General features: G+C 72.3%; 23 protein-coding genes and 1 pseudogene. 10 read left to right on the forward strand and 14 right to left on the reverse strand.

The window, feature by feature from the left end:
• Positions 1-3 precede the first annotated feature (3 nt).
• The 4 genes and pseudogenes from QP939_RS42225 to QP939_RS42240 all read right to left on the reverse strand — a co-directional run bounded on the left by QP939_RS42225 (position 4) and on the right by QP939_RS42240 (position 4329).
• Positions 4-2232: an FtsX-like permease family protein gene (locus QP939_RS42225; protein WP_285452290.1), complete on the reverse strand. Its 2229-nt coding sequence runs from the start codon at positions 2230-2232 to the stop codon at positions 4-6.
• Positions 2229-2910 (reverse strand): annotated as a pseudogene (locus tag QP939_RS42230) (ABC transporter ATP-binding protein). Before QP939_RS42230 ends, QP939_RS42225 begins: the two are co-directional and overlap by 4 nt.
• A complete protein-coding gene (locus tag QP939_RS42235; protein ID WP_285452291.1) occupies positions 2907-3428 on the reverse strand; it encodes a PadR family transcriptional regulator in 522 nt (173 codons plus the stop codon). The pseudogene QP939_RS42230 and the gene QP939_RS42235 overlap by 4 nt, the downstream one beginning before the upstream one ends.
• 34 nt (positions 3429-3462) lie before the next feature.
• Positions 3463-4329 carry an NmrA family NAD(P)-binding protein gene (locus tag QP939_RS42240; protein ID WP_285452292.1) on the reverse strand — a complete coding sequence of 289 codons (867 nt, stop codon included), beginning with the start codon at positions 4327-4329 and terminating at the stop codon, positions 3463-3465.
• A gap of 79 nt (positions 4330-4408) precedes the next feature.
• Here QP939_RS42240 and QP939_RS42245 point away from each other — a divergent pair, with 79 nt between their 5' ends.
• Together QP939_RS42245 and QP939_RS42250 are read left to right on the forward strand one after the other, a co-directional pair.
• Positions 4409-5038, forward strand: a complete 630-nt coding sequence (locus QP939_RS42245; RefSeq protein ID WP_285452293.1) for a TetR/AcrR family transcriptional regulator — start codon at positions 4409-4411, stop codon at positions 5036-5038.
• A 145-nt stretch (positions 5039-5183) separates the two neighbouring features.
• A complete protein-coding gene (locus QP939_RS42250; protein WP_285452294.1) occupies positions 5184-7481 on the forward strand; it encodes a PQQ-dependent sugar dehydrogenase in 2298 nt (765 codons plus the stop codon).
• Positions 7482-7509: 28 nt separating this feature from the next.
• Here the strand turns inward: QP939_RS42250 and QP939_RS42255 are convergent, their stop codons facing one another.
• A complete protein-coding gene (locus tag QP939_RS42255; protein WP_285452295.1) occupies positions 7510-8742 on the reverse strand; it encodes a sigma-70 family RNA polymerase sigma factor in 1233 nt (410 codons plus the stop codon).
• A 274-nt stretch (positions 8743-9016) separates the two neighbouring features.
• Between QP939_RS42255 and QP939_RS42260 the strand changes: the two genes are divergently transcribed.
• Both QP939_RS42260 and fadD8 read left to right on the forward strand, forming a co-directional pair.
• The gene (locus tag QP939_RS42260) at positions 9017-10399 is read left to right on the forward strand and encodes an alpha/beta hydrolase domain-containing protein (RefSeq protein WP_285452296.1); all 1383 of its coding nucleotides are present in this window, start codon (positions 9017-9019) and stop codon (positions 10397-10399) included.
• 85 nt (positions 10400-10484) lie between these two features.
• Positions 10485-12080, forward strand: coding sequence for a fatty-acid--CoA ligase FadD8 (fadD8, locus tag QP939_RS42265; protein WP_285452297.1), 1596 nt, complete (start codon positions 10485-10487; stop codon positions 12078-12080).
• A 4-nt stretch (positions 12081-12084) separates the two neighbouring features.
• Here the strand turns inward: fadD8 and QP939_RS42270 are convergent, their stop codons facing one another.
• Positions 12085-12951: an RNA polymerase sigma-70 factor gene (locus tag QP939_RS42270; RefSeq protein WP_285452298.1), complete on the reverse strand. Its 867-nt coding sequence runs from the start codon at positions 12949-12951 to the stop codon at positions 12085-12087.
• Positions 12952-13068: 117 nt separating this feature from the next.
• Here QP939_RS42270 and QP939_RS42275 point away from each other — a divergent pair, with 117 nt between their 5' ends.
• Both QP939_RS42275 and QP939_RS42280 read left to right on the forward strand, forming a co-directional pair.
• Positions 13069-13458 carry a nuclear transport factor 2 family protein gene (locus QP939_RS42275; RefSeq protein ID WP_285452299.1) on the forward strand — a complete coding sequence of 130 codons (390 nt, stop codon included), beginning with the start codon at positions 13069-13071 and terminating at the stop codon, positions 13456-13458.
• A gap of 6 nt (positions 13459-13464) precedes the next feature.
• Positions 13465-14022, forward strand: coding sequence for a PadR family transcriptional regulator (locus QP939_RS42280; RefSeq protein WP_285452300.1), 558 nt, complete (start codon positions 13465-13467; stop codon positions 14020-14022).
• Positions 14023-14174: 152 nt separating this feature from the next.
• Here QP939_RS42280 and QP939_RS42285 read toward each other — a convergent pair whose 3' ends face one another.
• From QP939_RS42285 to QP939_RS42305, 5 genes are read right to left on the reverse strand one after another with little or no spacing between them, the layout of a single operon-like run.
• Positions 14175-14819, reverse strand: coding sequence for a response regulator (locus tag QP939_RS42285; RefSeq protein WP_285452301.1), 645 nt, complete (start codon positions 14817-14819; stop codon positions 14175-14177).
• Positions 14816-15937, reverse strand: coding sequence for a sensor histidine kinase (locus QP939_RS42290; protein WP_285452302.1), 1122 nt, complete (start codon positions 15935-15937; stop codon positions 14816-14818). The genes QP939_RS42285 and QP939_RS42290 overlap by 4 nt, the downstream gene beginning before the upstream one ends.
• A 25-nt stretch (positions 15938-15962) precedes the next feature.
• A complete protein-coding gene (locus QP939_RS42295) occupies positions 15963-16646 on the reverse strand; it encodes a hypothetical protein (RefSeq protein ID WP_285452303.1) in 684 nt (227 codons plus the stop codon).
• Positions 16643-17548: an ABC transporter ATP-binding protein gene (locus QP939_RS42300; protein WP_285452304.1), complete on the reverse strand. Its 906-nt coding sequence runs from the start codon at positions 17546-17548 to the stop codon at positions 16643-16645. The genes QP939_RS42295 and QP939_RS42300 overlap by 4 nt, the downstream gene beginning before the upstream one ends.
• The gene (locus QP939_RS42305; protein ID WP_285452305.1) at positions 17545-17793 is read right to left on the reverse strand and encodes a PLD nuclease N-terminal domain-containing protein; all 249 of its coding nucleotides are present in this window, start codon (positions 17791-17793) and stop codon (positions 17545-17547) included. The genes QP939_RS42300 and QP939_RS42305 overlap by 4 nt, the downstream gene beginning before the upstream one ends.
• A gap of 138 nt (positions 17794-17931) precedes the next feature.
• On the opposite strand from QP939_RS42305, the gene QP939_RS52305 reads away from it, so the two are divergent.
• The 3 genes from QP939_RS52305 (at position 17932) to QP939_RS42315 (ending at position 20053) form a co-directional block, all read left to right on the forward strand.
• Positions 17932-18339: a transposase gene (locus QP939_RS52305; protein WP_414641854.1), complete on the forward strand. Its 408-nt coding sequence runs from the start codon at positions 17932-17934 to the stop codon at positions 18337-18339.
• 40 nt (positions 18340-18379) lie between these two features.
• The gene (locus tag QP939_RS52310; RefSeq protein ID WP_414641853.1) at positions 18380-18841 is read left to right on the forward strand and encodes a transposase; all 462 of its coding nucleotides are present in this window, start codon (positions 18380-18382) and stop codon (positions 18839-18841) included.
• 87 nt (positions 18842-18928) lie between these two features.
• Complete coding sequence (locus tag QP939_RS42315) at positions 18929-20053, forward strand: IS701 family transposase (RefSeq protein ID WP_434219669.1); 1125 nt, start codon at positions 18929-18931, stop codon at positions 20051-20053.
• Positions 20054-20230: 177 nt separating this feature from the next.
• On the opposite strand, the gene QP939_RS42320 is transcribed toward QP939_RS42315, so the two are convergent.
• Positions 20231-20704, reverse strand: a complete 474-nt coding sequence (locus tag QP939_RS42320; RefSeq protein WP_285452306.1) for a hypothetical protein — start codon at positions 20702-20704, stop codon at positions 20231-20233.
• Positions 20705-21014: 310 nt separating this feature from the next.
• Between QP939_RS42320 and QP939_RS42325 the strand changes: the two genes are divergently transcribed.
• Positions 21015-22310: an MFS transporter gene (locus tag QP939_RS42325; protein ID WP_285452307.1), complete on the forward strand. Its 1296-nt coding sequence runs from the start codon at positions 21015-21017 to the stop codon at positions 22308-22310.
• 112 nt (positions 22311-22422) lie between these two features.
• Here the strand turns inward: QP939_RS42325 and QP939_RS42330 are convergent, their stop codons facing one another.
• A complete protein-coding gene (locus QP939_RS42330; protein ID WP_285452308.1) occupies positions 22423-22836 on the reverse strand; it encodes an ester cyclase in 414 nt (137 codons plus the stop codon).
• A 136-nt stretch (positions 22837-22972) separates the two neighbouring features.
• Positions 22973-24133 (reverse strand): acyl-CoA dehydrogenase family protein, encoded by a 1161-nt coding sequence (locus QP939_RS42335; RefSeq protein ID WP_285452309.1) that lies wholly within the window; start codon positions 24131-24133, stop codon positions 22973-22975.
• Between the last annotated feature and the right edge of the window lie 8 nt (positions 24134-24141).

Here is a 24141-nt window from a genome sequence, read left to right on the forward strand (position 1 = left end):
CGCTCACTCCTCCCGCAGGTGCTCCAAGCTGGTGGTCCGCCACAGAGCGGGCAGCGTCACCGCGGTGACGAGCAGGACCGCCACCGCCGCCGTCGCCGCCAGCGTGATGATCGCCCCCACGTCGACCAGCATCGGCCGGTGGACCACCAGCGTGAGCAGCAGCCAGTCGAGCACGACCCCGGCGAGCACCGCGACGACCACCGCCACCGCCACCGGGATCGCCAGCTGCCACACCAGGGAGCGGGCGAGCACGCCGCGGCCGACGCCGTTGGCCATCAGCGCCGCGAGGCTGCGCCGCCGTTCGCGCAGCTGCTCCCACGCCGCGATCAGCAGACTGCCCGCGGCCAGCAGCAGCACCAGGACCGAGCCGATCGACAGCACCCGGGTGATCAGCGCGTACGTGCCGTCGCGGCCGGTGCCCAGCGAGTACGCCGTGCCGTTCCAGCCGACCGCGTTCCGGACCCGCTCCACCAGATCCGGACCGGCGCCGGGGATGGTCACCGTCGAGACCAGCCCGACGCTCGTCGCCGTGGCCAGTGCTCCCGGGGTGACGAGCAGCGTCGCGTCGTCGAAGGTCGCCTGGTGTACTGCCGGGATGGTCCACTGTGGAGTGATGCGTGGATCCGCTTTCCTGGCCCCGGAAAACCAGACGCGATCTCCCGGCGCTGGCTGGTAGCGGTCGGTCGACGGCGTGGTGTAGACCTCGCCGTCGCGGCAGTCCGCGAGTCCCGTACGGGCTCGCAGTTCGGCGCACGTCCCGACCAGGATCGACGCCATCGCCCCCGCCTGGTTCTCGATCAGGCCACCGACGCGCACCGGCAACGCACCCTGCCCGGGCAACGCGCGCACAGTGTCGGCGAACGCCCGGGCGTCCGCGAGGTTCGTGGCGAAGTGGCTCGCGAGCACCTGCGCGGCCGCCGGACGCGGCTGCTCGCTTTCGGCGCGCGCGTACACCCCTTGCAGGGCAATGGATCCGGCCAACACCACGGCGATTCCGCTGACCAGCCGCGCCGCCGTCGCACTGTCCAGCTGGAGGCGCCGGACGGCCAGCAGCCATGCGGGCGAGCCGCCGCCGAGCACCCCCGCGCAGCGCTCGACCAGCCACGGCAGCACCAACGGGATCGCCGCGAGGATCAGGACCACCCCCACGGCCAAGACGGGGTCGGCGTTCGCCGTGCCGAGCCCGGTCCCGACCACCGCTCCCCCGGCCACCGCGGGCATGAACCGCCACGCGAGTTTCCGCCGCAGCCGCGTCCCGCGCCGCACCACGCCCAGCGGCTCGATCACCACCCGCCGCAGCGCGAACACCGCCGCCGCGCACGCCAGCACCGGCAACGCCACCAGCGCGGGGACGCCGAGGCGCCAGTCCGGCACGACGTCGACGCCGAAGATGCCGCCGCGGAACGCGGACACCGTGATCTTCGGGACCAGCGCGCGCACCAGCAGGAACAGCGCCCCGCCCACCAGCAGTCCGGCGAACGAGCCGAGCAGGGCTTCCCCGGCGGCGATCCGGCGCACCTGGCCGCGGTCCGCGCCGATCAGGCGCAACGCCGCGAGCCTGCGGTCGCGGGCCGCGGCGGCGAGCCGGGTGCTCGTGACGACGAAGACGAACACCGGGGCGAGACACGTCGTCGCACCCACCACGACGAGCAGCAGCTCGATCGACGACAATCCGCGCCGGTTCGCTTCGCCGCCGAACCGGCTCACCGGGCCCGCTTCCGGCTGCCCGGCCACCGTGTCCGAGCCGAGGTAGAAATACAGCTCGTTCGGCCCGGTCAGCCCGGCGTCGCCGATCGTGCCGATCACCCGCTGGGAGAACCGCGGCCGCAGCAGCTCGCCTTCCGGCGACGCGAGCAGCGCGGCGAGCGACGGCGAAAGCACCACCTCCCCCGGCCCCGGCAGCCGGTCGACGCCGGGCGGGGCCGGTGCGTGCGGCCCGGTCCGTTGCACGAGGTACCCGGTCAGCCCGCGGCCGCGAAACTCGTCGTCCCGCTTGACGGCGTACACGGGGTCGACGCCCTCGACGGCCACGGCGCCGGGCGTGCGCGCGGCGGACCGTTCGGCGCGGGCGCCGAGCATGGTCGGCAACGACGTCGCCGTGAGCAGCACGACGACACCGAGCCCGACGCCGACGGCAGTCAACCCCAGCCGTACCAACGACGTCCGCGCGCCGCCACCGCCGAGCGCGAGTCGCACCCCCAGGAGCAGGTCGGCGGTCCAGCGCCGGATCACCGGGTCACCTCGAGCTCCCGCGTCCGCCCGTCGCGCACGACGACCTCGCGGTCGGAGTACGCCGCGACGCGGGCCTCGTGCGTCACCAGGACGACCGCCGCGTCCCGGTCGCGGGCCGCGGCGGTCAGCAGCTGCATCACCTGCTCGCCGTTGAGGGAGTCCAGCGCACCGGTCGGTTCGTCGGCGAAGACCACGCGCGGGCCGGTCACCAGCGCGCGGGCCACGGCCACGCGCTGCCCCTGCCCACCGGACACCTCCCCCGGCCGCTGGCCCGCGACGGCCGAGAGGCCGAGCTCGTCCAGCATCGCCCGGGCCCGCCCCGCGGCCACGCGGCCACGTTCGCCGTTCAGCCGCAGCGGCAAGGCCACGTTCTCCAGGCACGTGAGCCTCGGGGACGAGCTGGCCGAACTGGAAGACGAACCCGAAGTCCGTGCGGCGCAACGCCGAGCGCGCGCGGTCGGACATCCCGGCCAGGTCCGCGCCCCGGTAGCGGACCTGGCCGGAGTCGGGCCGGACGATCCCGGCCAGGCAGTGCAACAGGGTCGACTTGCCCGCCCCGGACGGGCCCATCAGCGCGACGACCTCGCCCGCGCGCACCCGCAGGCTCGCCGACACCAGGGCTTCGGTGGGCCCGTACGCCTTCCCGATCTCCGCCGCTTCGAGCAGGACGTCGTTCACGAGACCGCCTCCGCCAGCTGGTCGAGCCGGGCCGCGGTCAGCTCGAGCCACCGGAGGTCGGCCTCCAGGTGGAACAGGGCGTGGTCGCAGATCAGCTGGTCGGCGAGGTCGCCGGCGGTCTTGCGGCGGGTCAGCTCGCGCATCGCGTCGAGGTGGGCCGACCGCTGGACGTCGAGCACCTCGGCGGCGGGCCGCCCGGACAGCAGCGCGAGCACGACCTTCGTGTAGAGCGTGTTGTGCAGGTACGCGTCGGGCTTCTCCGGGGTCGCCAGCCAGGTGGCGACGTCGGCGACCCCGGCTTCGGTGATCGCGTAGCGCTTCCGCTCGGGGCCGCCGTCCACCTCGACGCCGTCGGCCTCGACGAGCCCCTGCTTCAGGAGGCGGGCGAGGGTCGAATAGACCTGACCGTAGTGGACGCGGCGGTCGTGCCCGAACCGGTCGTCGTAGGCGCGTTTCAGGTCGTAGCCGTGCCGTGGCCCGTTCTCCAGCAACCCGAGCAGGGTGTGTCCGATCGACATGCTGAGGACTGTACACCGTGTGTATAGCCGGAGTTTATACACCCCGTTCATAGTGATCTTCGAGCACGGAGCGCAGCGGGGTCGCGGGCCGTCCGAGCAGGTCTTCGAGGTCACTGGTGGCGACGGCGAACTCCCCACGGCGAGCCGCGTGGAACATGCCGAGCAGGAGCGCGGCGCGATCCTCGGGTACGCCGTGCGCGACCAGGCCCGCGACCCACTCGCCGTCGTCGGCGACCACCCGGCGGACGACCCGGCCGGTGATCTCGGTCAGGAGCGCCGCGACAGCTTCGAGGTCGAGTGCCACGGGCGCGGTCAGCGGCGGCGTGGGCCCGTCGAACCGGCCCTCGTCGGCGAGGATCACGGCCGCCGCCTCGGCGAGATCGGCGTGCGCGGTCCACGACACCGGCCCGTCGGCCGGAGCGATCAGTTCGCCCGTTTCCAACGCCCGGCCGAGCAGCAGCGGGACGGTGGCAGCGTAGAAACCGTTGCGCAGTGCGGTGAACGGGACGCCTGAGGCCGCGAGGTGGTGTTCCGTCGCGGCGTGGTCGGGCATCGGCGAGAAGAGCGAATCCCCCGCCACCGCCTGGTGACTGGTGTACAGCACGCGTTTGACGCCCGCCTCGCGCGCGGCGTCGATCGCCGCCGCGTGCCGCGCGACAGCCGTCTCGCCGGTCTCGTCGGTCGACACGACGAGCACCTGCGACGCCCCGTCGAACGCCTCGGCCAACGAGGCGGGATCGGCGAAGTCGCCGCGCCGCACGCGGACGCCGCGCTCGGCCAACGCGGCCGCACGCCCGGGATCACGGACGCTGACGCCGATTTCGCCCGCCGGAAGGCGGCGGAGCAGGTGGTCGACGACCTGGGAGCCGAGCTTTCCCGTGGCCCCGGTGAGCACGATCATGGTGTTCCCCTTCGGTTGGTTACGTCGATACTAACCACGTTACCCACACCGTTAGCAAGTATGAGTTATCATCGGAACCATGAAGGTGGACCGGAGCGGAACGCGGGCGAAGATCGTCGAGACGGCGGCTCGGCTGCTGGACGACGGCGCGGCGGCCGTGACCATCCGCGCGGTCGCCCAGGCGGCCGGGCTGCAGCCACCGGCCATCTACCGGTTCTTCGAGGACAAGGACGCCCTGCTCGACGCCGTCGCCGAGCACGTCTTCACCGGTTACGTCGCCGCGAAGAGCACCGCGGAACCGGACCCGGACCCGGTCGCCGACCTCCGCGAGGGCTGGGACGCGCACATCGGCTTCGGGCTCGCCAACGCGGCCCTGTTCGGCCTGCTCGTCGCGCCCGGGCGGGTCTCCCCGGCCGCCGAGGCGGGGCTGGCGGTCCTGCGTGCCCGGGTGCACCGCGTCGCCGCGGCCGGACGGCTCCGGGTCCCCGAACGCCGGGCGGTCGACCTGCTGCACGCCGCGGGCACCGGCGCGGTCCTCACCCTGCTGGCCACGCCCCCGGACGACCGCGACCCCGCCCTCGCCGACGCCATGTACGAAGCGGTGACCCGGCAGATCCTCACCGACGCGCCGGCCGGTTTTCCAGCCGCCGACGCGCGGCTCACGGACGCCGAACGCGCGCTGCTCGCCGAGTGGCTGGGACGCCGGTGAGTTATTTCCCCGTACCGGATTCCGGCCGTTCGTGCGCGGTCATTCGTGTGCACTGCCGGGCCCGGGCGTAACACCTTCCGGACGTCCGGCGGCATATCGGGCAGCATCGACGCTTTTGCCCGGTCCCCGCCGTGAGGAGTTCCGCATGCGTTCCCGTTCGTTCCCGCGAAGATCCCGGCGTGCCCTCGCCACGGCGGTGGTCCTGCCCCTGGCCGGTGCGCTCGCCGTGGCCGTCGCCGCCGCGGCGCCCGCGGCCGCCGTGCCGACGGGGTTCGCCGACACCGTCGCGATCGGCGGCCTGACCTCGCCGACCGCCGCCGCGTTCGCGCCCGACGGGCGGGTGTTCGTCGCCGAGAAGAGCGGCCTGGTCAAGGTGTTCGACAACCTGGCCGACCCGACCGCGACCGTGTTCGCCGACCTGCGCACGCAGACCCAGGACTTCTGGGACCGGGGCCTGCTCGGGCTGGCCGTCGACCCCGCGTTCCCGGCCCGCCCGTACGTCTACGTCTCCTACACCCTCGACGCCCTGCCGGGCGGCACCGCGCCGCAGTGGGGCGACACGTGCCCGACGCCGCCGGGCGCGACGGACAAGGGCTGCGTGGTCACCGGCCGCGTCTCGCAGCTGACCATGGGCGCGGGCGGCACCGCCGTCAGCGAGAAACCGCTGGTCACCGGCTGGTGCCAGCAGTTCCCCAGCCATTCCGTCGGCTCGCTGGCCTTCGGCCCCGACGGCGCCCTGTACGCCGGTGGCGGGGACGGCGCCAGCTTCAACTACGCCGACTACGGCCAGACCGGCAACCCGTGCGCCGACCCGCCGTCGCCGGCCGGGACGAACCTCGCGCCGCCGAACGCCGAAGGCGGCGCGCTGCGGTCGCAGTCCCCGCGCCGTCCCGCCGGGCAGCCGGTGCTGCTCAACGGCGCGCTGCTGCGCATCGACCCCGACACCGGCGCCGGGCTGCCCGGCAACCCCTTCGTGAGCAGTGCCGACGCCGACGCCCGGCGCGTGATCGCCTACGGCTCGCGCAACCAGTTCCGGTTCGGCTTCCGGCCGGGCACGAGCGAGCTGTGGGCCGGGGACGTCGGCTGGAACACCTGGGAAGAGATCAACCGCGTCCCGAACGCCGGCGACGCGGTGGCGGAGAACTTCGGCTGGCCCTGCTTCGAGGGCACCGGCAGGCAGGCGGGCTACGACGGCGCGAACCTCGACCGCTGCGAGTCCCTCTACGCCTCGGGCGGGCAGACCGCGCCGTACTACACCTACAACCACAACGCGAAGGTCGTCGCGGGCGACCCGTGTCCCACCGGCGGCTCCTCGATCAGCGGCATCGCGTTCGAGTCGGGCAGCAACTACCCCGCCGAGTACGCCGGTGCGCTGTTCTTCGCGGACTCCTCACGCGGTTGCATCTGGGCGATGCAGACCGTCTCCGGGCAGCCCAGCCCGAGCCGCCTGGTGCCGTTCGTGACCGGGGTCAACGCGCCCGTGCAGCTGCTGACCGGCCCCGGCGGCGACCTCTTCTACGTCGCGCTGGGCAGTGGCGAGCTGCGCCGGGTCAGCTACCCCGGCGGCACCAACCGGCCCCCGGTCGCGGCGGCCACGGCGACGCCGTCGAGCGGGCCCGCTCCGCTCACCGTCCAGTTCGACGGCACCGGGTCCACCGACCCGGACGCCGGTGACGTGCTGTCCTACGCCTGGGACCTCGACGGCGACGGCGCCTACGACGACTCGGCCGCACCGAAACCGACCTGGACCTACACGAGCGCGGCGGCGGTCGACGCCGGGCTGCGGGTGACCGACTCCCACGGCGCGACGGCGGCCACGACGGTCCGGGTGACCATCGGCACCCCGGTCGGTCTCGACCCGGTGCCGGTCATCGACGCGCCCGACCCCGCGCTGACGTGGTCGGTCGGGCAGGTGGTGTCCTTCGCGGGCCGGGCGGTCGACGCGCAGGACGGCGACCTGCCGCCCTCGGCGTTGTCCTGGCGGCTCGCCATCCGGCACTGCGCGGCCAACGGCACCTGCCACACGCACAACGTGCAGGACTTCGTCGGCGTGGCCGCGGGGTCGTTCGTCGCCCCCGACCACGAGTACCCGTCCTACCTGCAGCTGACGCTGACCGCGACGGACTCGACGGGCCGCACCGGCTCGAAGACCATCGACCTGCAGCCGAAGACGGTGACACTGAACTTCACCTCGAACCCGAGCCAGGCGATGCTCACCGTCGGCGGGACCCAGCAGCGCACGCCGTTCTCCCGGACGGTGATCGCCGGGTCGGTCAACTCGATCAGCGCGAACAGCCCGCAGAACCTGCCGCCGCTCAACCTGAAGTACGCCTTCACGAGCTGGGCGCACGGCGGGGCGCGGACGCAGAACATCGTCGCGCCGCCGACGTCGGCGATCTACAAGGCGAACTACCGGCTCTGCTGGCTGCTGCAGCCCTGCTGAGCGGAGGGCCCGGCCCCGCGGGGCCGGGTCACTCCCTCGGGCCGGGCGTCTTCGACGGCTTGGTCTTGTCCTCGTTCTGCCGCTTGCCCGCCTTGGTCGACGGCTTGCCCTTCTCCGGGTCGGCCGCCACCTCGGGCTTCTCGGGGTCCGCCGCCACGGCGGGCTTCCCGGACGGCGGCCCGGTCGTCCCGGCGGCCGCGGGCCCCGACGAGGACGGTGTGGCCGCCGGGGACTGCCCGGCCGAGCGGGTGGGCGCGGCGACGCCACTGCGGGGCACGGTCTGGAGGGGCTGCACCGTCGCGCCTTCCTCGCCACGCACCGGGGGCGGCGCGTCGACCGAGGTGCTCGCGCCGATCGTCACGGTCGTGACCAGGGCCGCGCCCGCGGCGGCCACCTTCGCCGCGGTCGCCCACGACAAGGCGCTCGTGCCCGCGGCGGCTCCGGAAGAGGCGAGCGATCCCGTGGTGGACAGCCACTGCGTCACGACCGGGACGCCCAGGATCAGCGGGGCGACGGTGGCGGGCAGTTCCTCGTTGAGTTGCCGGAGGCCGCTGGCCAGCTCGCGGCAGTCCGCGCAGCGGTCGAGGTGGGTGGTGATCCGGTGCGCCTTGTGGTCGCCGATGCCGTCGCGGACCCAGCGGGCGAGCTGGCCGGAGACGATCCGGCAGGTGCGCCGGCGCGCGGCGGGGACGTGCTGGTCGAGGTAGGCCTGGCGCAGGCCTTCCCGGGCGCGGTAGGCGAGCGCGGCGACGCCGTTGGGCGTCATCCCGAGGTCGCGGGCGATCAGCGACGGCGCTTCGCCGTCGATCTCGGTCCGCCACAACACGGTCCGCCACCGCTCGGGCAGGCTCGCGAACGCGTCCGCGGCGACGGTGGCGTGCATCCGGCTGCCCACCGGCTCGTCGCTCGCCCCGCCCGGCGCGACGTCCGGCACCTCGGCGACCAGCGACACGGCCGAGTCGCGCCGCCGCCAGCTGATCATCGTGTTCCGGATCGTGGTGAGCAGGTAGGGGCGGAAATCCTCGTCCGGACCTTCTCCGGCGCGCAGGATCCGCAGGACGCGGGTGAACCCTTCGGCGACCAGGTCGTCGCGCTCGGCCTCGTCGGCGGCGATCGCGGCCGCCACCCGGCGCGCGGCGACGTAGTGCCGGTCGTAGAGCTCGCCGTATGCGGCGATGTCCCCGCCGCGCACCGCTTCGATCAAGGCCGCGTCGCTCGGGACGTCCGCCGTCCCGGCCACCGCCGGCGCCACCTCGGTCACCACACCCCCTCGCCCGTGCGCTTGCACGTGCAGAACGTCCCGCGATAGTCGCGCACCCGCTGCCGCCGCGCAAGGTGACGGCCGCGAAAGCCGGTTTTGTTCCGCATGAGTGTCCCGCACCCGGCTTTTGTCAGGTCGCTGAGCACCCGGGCGGGTGTTCAGCGGGTCACGCAGGTGCGTCGTTGCCTCCCCGCCGCCCCGCCCGGTAAAGACGGAGAGCGGTGGCCGGGACGGCGACCGCATCCGTGTCCGATGTGGACGGAGGGTGTCCCCCATGCGCAGACTGCTGTGCCTCCTGCTGGCCGTGCTCCTGCCGGCCGTCGTGGTCCCCGGAACCGCCGAAGCCGCCCCCACCGTGACGGCGGTGCCCGCCGACGCCGGGAAGGGCTGGCCGGTCAGTGGCGCCGAAGGCGTGCTCGACCTCGCCGCCCGCGGGTACGTCGAAGAGGAGTACCTGCTCTCCGGCCAGGCCGACACGTACGCCCAGGCGGGCCTGTGGACCGACGACGGCCGCTGGGCCACGCGCGTCGCCTCCACCGGCAACCCTTACACCACGCGGATGGTCGTGGTGCGCCCCCGCGACCCCGCGCGCTTCACCGGGACCGTCGTCGTCGAATGGCTCAACGTCAGCTTCGGTGTCGACATCCCGGTCGACTTCTCCCAGTCGTACGAGCACTTCCTGCGCGAGGGCCACGCCTACGTCGGCGTGACGACGCAGAAGGCGGGCGCCGACAAGCTGAAGAGCCTCGACCCGGCCCGCTACGGCGCCGTCGACCTCAGCGGCGACGCGCTCTCCTACGACGTCTTCTCGCAGGCCGCGCAGGCGGTCCGGGCGAACCCGGCGCTGCTGGGTGGCCGGACGCCGTCGGTCGTGCTCGGCACCGGGCACTCGCAGTCCGCGCTGCGGCTGACCACCTACGCCAACGCGATCCAGCCGGTGCGCCACGCCTACGACGGCTTCATGATCCACGGCCGGGCGGCGCTCGCGGCCCCGATCGGCGACGGCGTCCTCGGCCCGCTCTCCGCCCGCATCCGCACCGACCTCGGCGTCCCGGTGTTCGTCCTGCAGTCCGAGACCGACGTCGTCGCCTCGGCCTCGGTCCGGCAGGACACCGCGCTGGTGCGCACCTGGGAGGTGGCCGGCACCGCGCACGCCGACCGGTACGGGCTGGACCTGTACGACGCGGCCAACGCCCGCGACCGGTCGATCAACGACGGCGCCCCGACGACGTGCGACAAGCCGGTGAACAGCATGACGTCCCGGTACGCCGAGAACGCCGCCTTCGCGCACCTGGACCGCTGGGCCCGCGGCGGCGCGGCCCCGCCGGTGGCCCCGCCGATCTCGATGCTGCTCAACCTCATCATCGTGCGCGACGCCGACCAGAACGCGCGGGGCGGCGTCCGGCTCCCCGACCTCGACGTGCCGGTGGCGGCCTACGCCCCGAACAACAGCGGTGGCAACGTGCCGGGCGCGTGCCTGCTGCTCGGCACGACGACACCGTTGTCACCGGAGCGGATCCGGCGGCTGTACCCGGACCATGCGGCGTACGTCGCGGCGTTCACGGCGGCGGCCGACCGGGCCCTGCGCGCCGGGTACCTGCTGCGGCCGGACCGCGACGAGGCCGTCGCGCGCGCCGTGGCCGCCCCCGTTCCATGAAACCTGTTCCATTCATAGGCACCCGGGTCCCATGGCGCTATAGTGCCCAGAACGGGAACGTGTTCTAGTTTCGGAAGGGGCCGGGATGGACGAGCAGGCGATGCGGTATCCGAACCACCTCGGGCACCTGGTCGTCTCCGCGCTGAAACGCCATCGGGACGCGCCGGTCATGGTGCTCGGCGAGACGACGATGACCGGCGGCCGGACCGCCGAGCAGGTCAGCCAGTACGTCCAGGCCTTCGACGCGCTCGACGCCGGCACGGGCGCGCCGGTGGCGCTGCTGTCGCTGAACCGGCCCGAGGTCCTGCTGATCATCGCCGCCGGGCAGGTCCAGGGGTCGCGGCGCACGGCGCTGCACCCGCTGGGCTCGCTCGACGACCACGCCTACATCCTCGCCGACGCCGGGATCACCACGCTCGTCATCGACCCGGTGCCCGCCTTCGTCGACCGCGCGCTCGGCCTGCTCGAGAAGGTGCCCGGGCTGACGAAGGTGCTCACCATCGGGCCGGTGCCGGAGCAGCTCGCCGACGTCGGCACCGACCTGACCGCGACCGCCGCCACCTTCGAGCCCGGCCCGCTGGTGCCGGTCGAGCTGCCGCCGGACCAAGTCGTGTCGATCACCTACACCGGCGGCACCACCGGCAAGCCCAAGGGCGTCATGGGCACCGCGCGGGCGATGGCGACCATGACCCAGATCCAGCTGGCCGAGTGGGAGTGGCCCGAGGCACCGAAGTTCCTCATCTGCACCCCGCTTTCGCACGCGGGCGCCGCGTTCTTCGCCCCGACGCTGCTGAAGGGCGGCTCGCTGGTCGTCGTGCCGAAGTTCGACCCCGGCGAGATCCTGCGGATCATCGAAGAGCAGCGGATCACCGCGACCATGCTCGTGCCGACCATGCTCTACGCGCTGATGGACCACCCCGACTCGCGCACGCGCGACCTGTCGTCGCTGCGGACGGTCTACTACGGGGCCGCGTCGATCAACCCGGTGCGGCTGCGCGAGGCGATCGACCGGTTCGGCCCGATCTTCGCCCAGTACTACGGGCAGTCCGAGGCGCCGATGGCGATCAGCTACCTCGCCAAGGGCGACCACGACGACGCGCGGCTCGCCTCCTGCGGGCGCCCGTCGGCGTTCCTGCGCACGGCGTTGCTCGGCCCGGACGGCGAACCGGTGCCGCCGGGCGAACCCGGCGAGATCTGCGTGGCGGGCCCGCTGCTGGCCGGCGGCTACTGGAACCTGCCCGAGCAGACGGCCGAGACGTTCCGCGACGGCTGGCTCCACACCGGCGACGTCGCCCGCGAGGACGAGGACGGCTTCTGGTTCATCGTCGACCGGGTGAAGGACATGATCGTCACCGGCGGGTTCAACGTCTTCCCCCGCGAGGTCGAAGACGTCGTGGCCGAGCACCCGGCGGTCGCGCAGGTCGGCGTGATCGGCACCCCGGACGAGAAGTGGGGCGAAGCCGTGACGGCGGTCGTGGTGCTGCGCGAAGACGCCGCCCGCGACGAAGCCGCGATCGACCGCCTGACCGCGGAGATCCAGGCGGCGGTGCGGGAGCGCAAGGGCCCGGTTCACGTGCCCAAGCAGGTGGTGGTCGCCGAGTCCCTGCCGATGACCGGGCTCGGCAAGCCGGACAAGAAGGCCCTGCGCGCCCAGTACGAACCACGAAGCGCGGCCGTGTAGGGCGTTATACGGCGGCGGCCGCCAGCTTGCCCGGGTTCATCATCCACAGCACCTGGTCGATGCCGTCGGCCGACGCGGTCACGGTGAGCACCGTGAAGACTTCGCCGTCGCGGGAAAGCAGCATCGCGTGCGCGCCGTTGATGACGGCCGGGGTCACGGTGACACCCGTCCAGAAGTGGCCGGCGAACGCGCGGACGTACTTCGCCACGGTGGTCGCGCCGCGCACCGGGATGCGCGAGGCCCGCACGGTGCCGCCGCCGTCGGAGTAGCTGATCACGTCGGCGGCGAAGAGGCGTTCCAGTGTCGGCAGGTCACCCGACTGGGCCGCGGCGACGAAGGCGGTCAGGAACCGCTTCTGCTCCTCGGGCCCGGCCGGGGTGCGGCGGCCCGCCGCGAGGTGCTTGCGCGCCCGGCTGACGTGCTGGCGTGCCGCGGCTTCGCTGGTTTGCACGATCTCGGCGATCTCGCGGTACGGGTAGTCGAAGGCTTCGCGCAGCACGTAGGCCGCGCGCTCGGTCGGCGTGAGCTTCTCCAGCAGGAGCAGCACGGCGAATTCGAGTGCGGCGCCCCGTTCGGCGCCCAGCTGCGGGTCGGCGGAGGTGTCCACCGGCTCCGGCAGCCACGGGCCGACGTACGTCTCGTGCCGCGCGTACGCCGTCTTGGTGGCGTTGATCGCCAGCCGGGTGGTGGTGGTCGCGAGGTAGGCGCCGGGGTTGGTCACCGCGGACCGGTCGCAGGCCTGCCAGCGCAGCCAGACGTCCTGGAGGAGGTCTTCGGCGTCGGCGGCGCTGCCCAGCATGCGGTAGGCGATGCCGAACAGCCGCGGCCGCACCTGCCCGAAGACGGCGGCGGCGTCGTCGAGGTCCTCCATGGGTGCGGGATCCCTTCCGGCGCCGGGGTGTGTGGCCCGACGCAGCCTACCGGGGCTCGCCTGCACCACGGTAAGCTCCTACGGTACTCAACTAATTGACTATAAGAGGTGGGCGCGATGAACAGCTTCCGGAAGGCCGTCGAGGCGCGGGACCCCGACGCGATGGCCGCGACGCTGGCGGAGAACGTGGTGTTCCGGAGCCCGGTGGCGTTCCGGCCGTACCCGGGCAAGGCGATCACGGCCGCGATCCTGCGCGGCGTGCTCCGGGTGTTCGAGGACTTCCGGTACGTGCGCGAACTCGACGGCGGCGAGGGCCGGGACCACGCGCTGGTGTTCGAGGCCCGGATCGGCGACGTCCGGGTGGAGGGCTGCGACTTCCTGCACCTCGACGAGGACGGCCTGATCGACGAGTTCACGGTGATGGTCCGGCCGCTGTCGGCCGCGCAGGCGCTGGCCGAGGCGATGGCCGCGCAGTTCGACCGGATTCAGCGCGAAGCGGTCAACTAGTTGAGTATGGCACTGCGCCACGCGCTGATGGCGGCGTTGCTCGAAGGCGAGGCGTCGGGCTACGACCTCGCGAAGGGGTTCGACGCATCGGTGGCGAACTTCTGGGCGGCAACCCCGCAGCAGCTCTACCGCGAACTCGACCGTATGGCGGCGGACGGCCTGGTGCACGCCCGGGTGGTCCACCAGGAGCGGCGGCCGGACAAGCGGCTGTTTTCGTTGTCCGAGGCGGGCCGCCGGACACTGCACGAGTTCACCGCCCGCCCGCCCCGGCCGGGGGTGATCCGCGACGAGCTGCTGGTCCAGGTCCAGGCCCTGGACGCGGGCGACGAGCCGGCGGTCCGGCGCGCGCTCGAGGAGCGGAGGCAGCGGGCGGAGGTGAAGATCGCCCGCTACGAGAAGCTGCGGGCCCGCCTGCTGGACGGCCGCTTCGAGGACGACTACCTCGCGGAGGCCGAGCGGATCGGCCCGTACCTGACCCTGATGCGGGGGCTGTCGTTCGAGCGGGAGAACCTGCGCTGGTGCGAGCAGTCGCTGAAGGTCCTCGACCGCCGCGCCAGGCGGTGACGCTTACCGGCGGCGCGGTTTCGCATCGGCGTGGCCTGTCCGCGTTCGGGGTCGCGTTCAGCCCGGACCTGCTCGCGATGCTGTGCGCCTTGGCGGTCACCGCCTGTCGCCACGATCGTCGCGGCCTCCATCGCCGCCGGGTTACGCTCAGCTCAGCTCAGCCCGGCGTCGTGGACGAGGATCGCCACCTGGGTGCGGTTCGCGGCCTCCAGCTTGGCCATGATGTGTCCGATGTGGACCTTCACCGTCGACTCGCTGACCACCAGGGCCCGCGCGATCTCCGCGTTGCTCAGCCCGCGTCCGATGTGGACGGCCACGTCGTGCTCGCGCGGGGTCAGCGCCGACAGCCGGGCGCGCGCCCGCGACGTTCCGCCGCCCGCGGCGAACTCCGACAGCAGCCGCTTCGTGATCTTCGGCGACAGCATCGCCTCGCCGCGGGCCGCGACCCGGACCGCCGTCAGCAGCTCGCGGGGCGGGGTGTCCTTCAGCAGAAACCCCGCCGCGCCGTGGCGCAGCGCCGCGTACACGTACTCGTCGACGTCGAACGTCGTCAGCACCACCACCGCCGGGGCCGCCGGGTGCCCGGCCAGCCTGCGGACCACCTCGAGCCCGTCGACCTTCGGCATCTGCACGTCGGTGAGCACCACGTCCGGCCGGTGGTGGTCGGTCAGCTCGACCGCCCGCGCGCCCGTGCCGTCCTCGGCGACCACCTCGACGTCGTCGGCCGACTCGAGGATCATCCGGATGCCGCTGCGGACCAGTTCCTCGTCCTCCAGCAGCACGACCTTGACCGTCACTTCGCCTCCACCCCCACCGGGAACCGGGCCAGCACCCGGAACCGGCCGTCGCCGGTCGGGCCCGTGCTCAGGTCGCCGCCCGCCAGCTCGACGCGTTCGCGCATCCCCACCAGTCCGTAGCCGGAGCCGGGGACCGCGCTGCCGCGCGGGGTCAGCCGGTTGGTGACCTCCACCGCCAGCCGGTCGGGCTCGGCGGCGAGCCGGACGTCGACGGCGGCGTGCGGCGCGTGCTTGCCCGCGTTGGTCAGGGATTCCTGCACGACGCGGTAGACCGCCCGGCCGACCTGGTCCGGCACGGCGGGCAGCGGGTCCGGCAGCTTCAGCTCGACCCGCGCGCCGGTCGCCGCGACCTCCTCGACGAGGTCCTCCAGCGACGCCAGGACGCCCGGGCTCGCGGTGTCCGGGGCGTCGTCGCGCAGCACCCGCAGGATGTCCCGCAGCTCGTCCAGCGCCGCGGCGCTGGTGGCGCGGATCGTCTCGGCGGCCCGCTCGGTCCGCTCGTCCGGCGCCCGCAGGGAAAGCGCGCCCGCCTGCAGCGCGACGGCGGTGACCCGGTGGGCGACGACGTCGTGCATCTCGCGCGCGATCCGCCGCCGCTCGGCGAACACGGCCTGGTCGGCCAGCAGGGTCCGGGTGCGCTCGGCCTCGTCGGCCCGGTCGCGCAGCACTTCGAGCAGGACGGCCCGCTGGTGCATCCACAGCCCGGCCAGCGCGGGACCGAACACGAACATCACCAGCACGATCACGACCGTGGTGACGTCCGCCGGCTCCCGCAGCACCTGCAGGACGTTCCCGGCGATGCCGGACACCACCACCGCGGCGGCGGTCCTCAGGCTCACCCCGTACCGGGCCGCGACGGAGTAGGCGGCGACCGTCACCGGCAACAGCGTCACCCCGGCGGGCAGGCACGCCACCGCGACCAGCAGCACGACGAACGGCCACCGGCGGCGCGCCAGCAGCGCGATCGCGGAGGCGAACACCGCGGGCACGTACAGCGCCGGGTGCGGATCGCGCGGGTCGCCGCCGGTCAGGGTCACCACGATCACGCCGGCCACCACGGCGACGTCGAGCGCCAGCAGGGCGACGCGGCCGTCCCACCAGCTCAGCCATCGCTTCATCGTGCTCAGGTTAAGGCGCGCCCCGTCAGCCGTCACGACGAGCCAGGGTGAACGTCGTCGCCCCGAGCGCGACGAGGACCAGCGCGGCGTACCCCAGCGTTCCCGGCACCGCGGACAACGCCGTGCCGCTGATCGGCAACGCGGTCACCGGGACGTCGGCCAGTGCGGCCAACGTCGTCTCCGCGACGAACACCCACACCGCGAAGATCCCGACAGCGAGCGCGGTGTGCCGCAGCAGCCCGCCGAGCGCCACCCCGGCGAGTCCGGAAAGGACGGTCAGCAGCAGCACCGCGGAGGCGACCCGGCCCGCCGCCCCCGCGTCGGCGGGCAGGGCCCCTCCCCCGGTCACCACGCCCGCCGCGGTGAACACCACCATCAGGACTCCGGCGAGCAGCCCGAGCCCCGCGGTGACCAGCGCCCGCGCGGCGACGATCCGGACCGGCGAGCGCAGCACCAGCCGGGTGGTCGCGAGGGTGCCGTGCTCGTGGTCGAGCCCGAACGCGGCGACGCCGACCGCCGCGACCAGCAGCGCGCCGAGGCGGTCGACCAGCCCGAAGGCCGAGGCGAACGCGTCGAGGTCGCCGAGGTCGCGCTTGAGTCCCCAGTAGAGCCCGGAGGCGAACTGCAGCAACCCGGCGCTCAGCAGCAGCACCCAGGTCGAGCGCAGCGTGCGGACCCGCACGAGTTCGTAGGCCAGCGCGTTCCTCACGGCAATTCCCCCCGGTGCGCGACGGCGGCCGCGGTGGCGGCGAGGAACGCGTCCTCGAGACCGCTGCGGCGCACGAACAGTTCCCGCACGCCCACCCCGGCTCGCGCGGCGACGGCCGCGACCCGCCCGGTGTCGGCGGTCTCGACGACCAGCTCGGCCGCGTTCTCCTGGCGCACGCGCAGGCCGTCGCGGGCCAGCGCGACCAGCAGCACGCTCGGGTTCTCGACGCGCACCACGACGTCGGCGCGGGCGTGGCGCCGGACGAACTCGTCCAGGGGCCCGGCCGAGACGAGCCGCCCGGCGCCGATGACGATCAGGTCGTCGGCGAGCAGCGACATCTCCGCGAGCAGGTGCGAGGACGCGAGGATCGTGCGGCCCTCCCCGGCCAGCCGGCGCAGGAGGTCCCGGATCCAGCGCACGCCTTCGGGGTCGAGCCCGGTGGCCGGTTCGTCGAGGATCAGGTACTCGGGGTCGCCGAGCAGCGCGGTGGCCAGGCCCAGCCGTTGTTTCATGCCGAGGCTGAACCGCCCGGCGGGCCGCGTCGCGACCGACTCCAAGCCGACGGTGGTGAGCACCTCGCGCACGCGTGTCGCGGGCAGGCCGCCACCGGCGGCGACCATCCGCAGGTGCGCCGCGGCGGTCCGCGCCGGGTGCACGGCCGCGGCGTCGGTGAGCACCCCAACCGTCCGCAGTGGACCGGGCACCTCGGCGTAGGTGCGGCCGCCGAAGGTGGTGCGGCCGCGGCCGCGGGTCAGGCCGAGCATCAGCCGGATGGTCGTCGACTTCCCGGCCCCGTTCGGGCCGAGGAACCCGGTCACGACGCCGGGTCGCACGGTGAAGCTCAGGTCTTCGACGCCGGCGCCGCCGCGGTAGGTCTTGGCGAGTCCTTCGGCGACGATCATCGCCGGGCCGGCAGGTACGCGTCGCGGCGGCCGACGGCGAACCACAGGAGGCTGCCCAGGAACGGCGCGCAGAAGGCGAAGATCACCCAGACGAGCTTCATGCCGCCGGTCAGCCGCGAGCCGAGGATGCTGATGAGCGCGGCCAGGAACAGCACGGCGAAGGCCAGCACGACGGCGGCGGTCAGGCCGAGCACGAGCCACGACCAGGTCTGCTCGTGGCCTTGGACCAGTGCGGCGGGATGCATGGGGTTCTCCTCGTGGACGTCGGTTCGTTGCGTCCAAGATCGCCCACCGCGCGGGCGCGCACATCGGAACTTCGGAGACTTTCGGCTAGGCGGAAAGTACTAGGGCGTGTCTGACAAACATTCTGGATGGTGGCTGGGATGCTGTTGGTCGTGTCGCGGTTTCAGTTGCTCTCGGATGCTCAGTGGGCGTTGATCGAGGATCTACTGCCGGCCCGCACCGGTAAGCGTGGGCGGCCGTTCTCGGATGCACGGGCGATGGTCGAGGGGATCATCTATCGGTATCGGTGCGGACTGGCGTGGCGGGATGTGCCGGCGGTGTTCGGTCCGTGGCAGACAATCTGGACCTGGCATCGCCGGATGGCCGGTGACGGCACCTGGGACACCGTCCTGCAGCGCCTGCTCACCGAAGCCGACGCCGCGGGCATGGTGGACTGGTCGGTGTCGGTGGATTCCACGATCGCCCGAGCGCATCAGCACGCCACCAACATCACCCGCCCCACAGGGGGCTGGGTCGAACTACACGGATCTGCTCGCCGAGCCGCCTGATCATGCGATCGGCCGATCCCGCGGCGGGTGGAGCACCAAGGTGCACCACCTCGTCGACGGGAACGGCCGGCCGCTGGTGATGTTGGTCGGGCCGGGCCAGGCCGGGGACGCGCCGATGTTCCCGCATCTGATGCGGCACCTGCGGATCCCTCGAACTGGACACGGTCGGGCTCGTACCCGGCCCGACAGGGTCCGCGGTGACAAGGCTTACTCCTCGCGAGCGATCCGCAGTCATCTGCGCGGCCGCGGCATCACCGCCGTGATCCCGGAGCCTGCTGATCAGGCCGGGCACCGCAAACGCCGCGGTTCCCGCGGCGGGCGGCCGCCCGCCTTCGACCCGGTGGACTACCGCGGCCGCAACGTTGCCGAACGCCGGTTCAACCTGCTCAAACAATGGCGAGGCCTGGCCACCCGCTATGACAAGCTCGCCATCGTCTACCGCTCAGCAGTCGTCCTCCACGCCGTGATCACCTGGACCAAAACATTGTCAGACACGCCCTAGTACTGCAACGACACTTCGTGATGGATTGATCCGCGTGTCGGTTAGGCTCTGGTTCGTTGGTCGTGTAGTTGATCTTGTGTGCTGGAGATGGTGACGGACTGGTCGGCGCGTTTCGCTGCGTTCGCGGGGCGGTTCGCGACGCGGTTTTCCCGGGTGGAGCCCCGGCGGCAAATGGTGTCCTACCTGCGGGGCCTGCTGGCGGAAGCCGAGCGCAAGAACGGCTGGACCCTGGCCGAGATGGCGGGCGAGGCGGGTCCGCAGGGCATGCAGCGGCTGCTGAACTTCTACGCCTGGGACGCCGAGGGCATGCGTGATGACGTGCGTGATGCGGTGGTCGACGTGCTCGGGGACGCCGAACGCGGCGTGTTGATCGCCGATGAGACCGGATTCGTGAAGAAGGGCACGAAATCCGCCGGCGTGGCGCGCCAGTATTCGGGCACGGCCGGGCGAGTCGAGAATTCGCAGATCGGCGTGTTCTTGGCGTACGCCTCGGATCGGGGACGAGCTTTGATCGATCGCGAGTTGTACCTGCCGAAAGAGTGGATCGCGGATCGGGGCCGGTGCGCTGCGGCCGGCATTCCCGACGACGTCGGATTCGCGACCAAGCCCGAGTTGGCACAACTGATGGTGGAACGCGCGCTCGCCGCGAGAATCCCGTTTGCGTGGTTCACCGCTGATGAAGCCTACGGGCAGGTCGGGCGGCTGCGGCTCTGGCTGGAAGAACACGATATCGCACATGTACTCGCCGTACCCAAGTCCCAAATGGTGATTTCCATGGATCTGCGGCAACGACGCGCCCGCGCCGTCATCGCGGAGGTCGAACCGGCCGCCTGGCAACGTCTGTCCTGCGGCGATGGAGCGCACGGGCAACGGATCTACGATTGGGCGGTGGTCGACATCCGGCCTCTACGCCGACAAGAAGTCGGCCACTGGCTGCTGGCCCGCCGCTCTGTCAGCGATCCCACCGATATCGCCTATTACATTTGCTTCGGCCCCGCCGGCACCGACATCCGCGAACTGGTGCGCGTCGCCGGAAGCCGCTGGGCAATCGAAGAAAGTTTCCAAACCGCGAAAAACGAAACAGGACTCGACCACTACCAGGTCCGCCGATACGAAGCATGGTATCGGCATATCACCCTCTCCATGGCGGCAGCGGCGTTTCTCGTCCTCACTCGAGACGCCGCGAAAAAAGGGGATCCACACCCGGCCTGATACCGCTCACCTCCAACGAAATTCGCAGACTGCTCAACCGCGTCACCGCACCGATCCGCCGCACAAGCCAGCATGCGATGCACTGGTCACGATGGCGACGAGCCAGCCAAGCCCGGGCGCGTGCCAGCCACTACCGACGACGCGGCCATCACGAAGTGTCGTTGCAGTACTAGGGGCTCAGAACGCGCAGCCGAGCCGGCACGGCGGCACCGCGCGCTCGGTGCCCCTCGGCTCGGCCGCCCGCAGTGCCCAGAGGATCGTCGAGAGGCTGGGCAGCCAGCGTCGCGCGGGCCGGGGCGGGACGAGCCAGACCGCCGGGCCGTAGGGCAGGCCGCTCGGCGGCAGCGTGATCCGGTGCGGCGCGTGCAGCAGCCGCCCGCCGTACCGAGCGAACTCCGCCGGGTCGGCGACGACGTCGGCTTCGGCGATGAAGACCCGGTGCGGCGGCGGCCCGGGGATGCCGACGACCGGGCCGTCCGATTCGGTGGCGCGCAACCGGTCCAGCACGCGGGTGGCCAGCGCACCGGCCACTTCGACGCCGCAGAAGCCGCTGACGGTCGCCAGGCCGACCCGGCCGGGGACGGTGATGACCGGCCAGCCGAGCTCGACCGGGTGCAGGAACGTTTCGGGGGCGACGACGGGCAGGGTCATGGCGATCTCCGAGTCCTCCGGGGATGCGGGGCTGACCGGAAACGGTAGCCCCATTGGAACGACTGGTCCATTCGCCGTTTCGCACGTCACAGGAGGTCCGAACTGGCCAATCAGCGGTAATCGGTTACCGCAGCCCGCGTCTGGATCGTGCTTGTACCGATCGGTCGGTCCGGCTATAGTCCCTCGCAACGTCCCAGGTCACGGTCGGCGAACCGACGGCGTGGCACGTCCGCCGCCGGGCCCGGTTCCCGTCCGGGCCCGGCGGTCTCCACCCCGGATCCCCGCGCCCCGCCCGGGACACTCTCCCCCGATGCCGTTGGAGGTAGTTGTGGTTGTCGAGCAACAACAAGGCGTGCGGGTCAAACCCGCCCGCGTGGCGTTCGCGAGCTTCGTCGGCACGGCGATCGAGTGGTACGACTTCTTCCTCTTCGGGTCGGCCGCGACCCTGGTGTTCAACTCCCGGTTCTTCCCGACGCTGAGCCCGCTGGCCGGCACGCTGGCGGCGTTCGCGACGTTCGGCGTCGCGTTCGTCGCGCGGCCGCTGGGCGGCATCGTGTTCGGGCACTTCGGCGACCGGCTGGGCCGCAAGCGGATGCTGATGCTGTCGCTGCTCCTGATGGGCGGCGGCACGGTGGCGATCGGCTTGCTGCCGACGTACTCCGCCATCGGCGTCGCGGCGCCGATCCTGCTGGTGCTGGTGCGGCTGCTGCAGGGGTTCGCGGTCGGCGGCGAGTGGGGCGGCGCGGTGCTGATGGCCGTCGAGCACGCGCCACCGCACCGCCGCGCGTTCTACGGCAGCTGGCCGCAGGCCGGGGTCCCGGCCGGGCTCGTGCTGTCGGCGTCGGCGTTCCTCGCGGTCCAGCAGCTGCCCAAGGACCAGCTGCTGAGCTGGGGCTGGCGGCTGCCGTTCCTGGCGAGCGCGGTGCTGATCCTCGTCGGCCTGTACGTCCGCAGCCGGCTCGAGGAGTCCCCGGAGTTCGAGCAGGTCTCGCGCGCGGAGGGCGTTCCTTCGTTCCCGCTGAAGGAGACGCTGCGGCGGTCGCTGCGCGCGGTCCTGGTCGGGATCTTCGCGCAGGCGGGCACGAACATCCCGTTCTACGTGGCGAGTGTCTTCGTGTTGTCGTACGGCCCCGGCACGGTCGGCATCTCGCGCGGCACGGTGCTGACGTGCCTGATCATCGCGTCCGTGGTGGACATCGCGGCGGTGCCGCTGGTGGCGATGCTCGCCGACCGCATCGGCAGGCGGAAGGTGCTCCTCGGCGGCGCGGTCTATTCGGCGGTCGCGGCGTTCCCGTTCTTCTGGCTGATCGACACGGGCTCGTCCGGCGGGGTGCTGGTGGCGATGATCCTGCTGGCGACGTTCGGCCACGCGACGACGTACGGCGCGATCGCGGGGTTCCTGGCTGACCTGTTCGACGCCGACCACCGGTACACGGGCGTGTCGGTGGCCTACCAGGTGGGCGGCCTGATCACGAGCGGCCCGGCCCCGTTCCTGGCCGCGGCGCTGTTCGCGGGGTTCGGCGGATCGTGGGTGATCTCGCTGTACATCGTGCTGGCGTGCGCGGTGACGTTCACCGCGCTGCTGCTGGCTCCCCGCAGCCGGTAGAGCCGAGACCCGAGCACCGCGGCCGGGTTCACGATCGGCTTCCCATCCCCGCCGATCGTGAGCCCGGCCGCGGCGTCTGTCCGAAAGCAACAGCGGCCACGGCCTGCACGGCTCAGGCCGCGGTCAACCGCCGGAACAGCTCCCACGACGCGCGCTCGACGTGGTTGTGCAGCAGCTTGCCGTCCTCGCGGACCTCCCACACCGCCGTGCCGCTGAACGAGATCGGCTGCCCGTCCGGTTCCGTGCCGAGCACGCCGTTGTTGCGGCCGTGCACCTTCCACCGCGACGCGACCCGGCTGCCATCGTGGTTCTGGAACGTCTCGACGACCTCCAGCTCGAGGTCATCGACCTGCTCCAGGAACGCGCGCACCCACGCCTTGAAGTTCTCGCGGCCCTCGATCCGCTCCCCCGCGTTCGTGATGACGAAGTCCTCGACCACGTAGTCGTCGACCGCCTCCGGGTTGTGGCCGTTCCACACCGCGTGCCAGAACGATTCGACGATCGCAGCCGAGTTTGCCGACGGCATCGTTTGCCTCCACCGATCCATGTTTGACAGTGGTGTCAAACATAAGCGCGGACGGGCGCCGCGCCAAGGCTTTGCGAGCGGCACCACAAACGGCCGGACACCCAGCGGGTGCCCGGCCGTCCGGTTCCACAAAGGACTACGCGACGCTGAACGCGTCGTCGAACTCGTAGCCGTTCAGCAGCTCGCGCGCCGCCACCATGTACTGGATGGTCGGCGTGCCCTCCTCCAGCCAGTTGAGCCGCGCGTCGCGGTAGAGCCGCTCGATCGGGTACTTCCGCGTGTAGCCGATGCCGCCGTGCACCAGCAGCGCGCGGTCGGTGACGCGGCCGACGGCCTCCAGCCCGAACTGCTTGAGCAGCGACGACTCCGCGGGAATGCGCTTTCCGCTGTCCCACTTGGCCGCCGTGTCCGCCAGCATGCCGCGCAGCGCGTAGACGTCCGCCGCCATCTCGGCCAGGTACCGCTGGATCGCCTGCCGCTGCCCGATCGGCTTGCCGAAGGTGACGCGCTCCTGGGCGTACTTCAGGGAAAGCTCGAGCGCGCGCGACGCCGTGCCGAGCGACGACGCGGCGATGAACACCCGGCTGATCTCCAGCGCCCGCTCCAGGTGCGCGCCACCCTCGCCTTCGGCGCCGACCAGCGCCGACGCGGGCACGCGGACGTCGGTGAACGTCAGCTCGCCGTGCTCGGCGCCCTTGCAGCCCATCGTCTCCGGCAGCGGCGCGATGGTGAAGCCCGGCGTGTCGCGCGGGACGATGAGCGCCGAGACCTCCTTCGCGGACGTCTTGGCGAACACCAGGAAGTGCGACGCGATGTCCGAGTTGGTGATCAGCCACTTGCGGCCGTTGATGACGTAGTCGTCGCCGTCGCGGCGCGCCGTCGTCGACAGGTCCGCGCCGGTGCCGTTGCCGGGCTCGGTGAGCGCGAAGGCGAGCGACTTCTCGCCGGTCGCGGCGCCGGGCAGGATTTCGCGCTTCTGCTCGGCGTTCCCGATCTCCGACAGCGCGTGCGCGAAGGAGTTGTGGACGTGCACGATCGCCCGGATGCCGCCCTGGATCTTGGCGAACTCGGCGAGGATCGGCAGGTACTGCGCGATTGAGAGCCCGGCGCCGCCGTACTCGCGCGGCACGATCAGCCCGAACGCGCCACACGCGCGCAGCGCGGGCAGGACCACGTCGTAGGGGATCTTCTCGGTGTCCTCGATCCGGTGCTCGAGCGGGTCGAGCTCGTCCCAGATGGTCGCGAAGACGCTGTCGCGCACCTTCTGGTACTCGTCGTCGGGCAGGCCTGCGGTCATGACTTCCT

It is taken from the genome of Amycolatopsis nalaikhensis (assembly GCF_030264295.1).
Classification (GTDB): domain Bacteria; phylum Actinomycetota; class Actinomycetes; order Mycobacteriales; family Pseudonocardiaceae; genus Amycolatopsis; species Amycolatopsis nalaikhensis.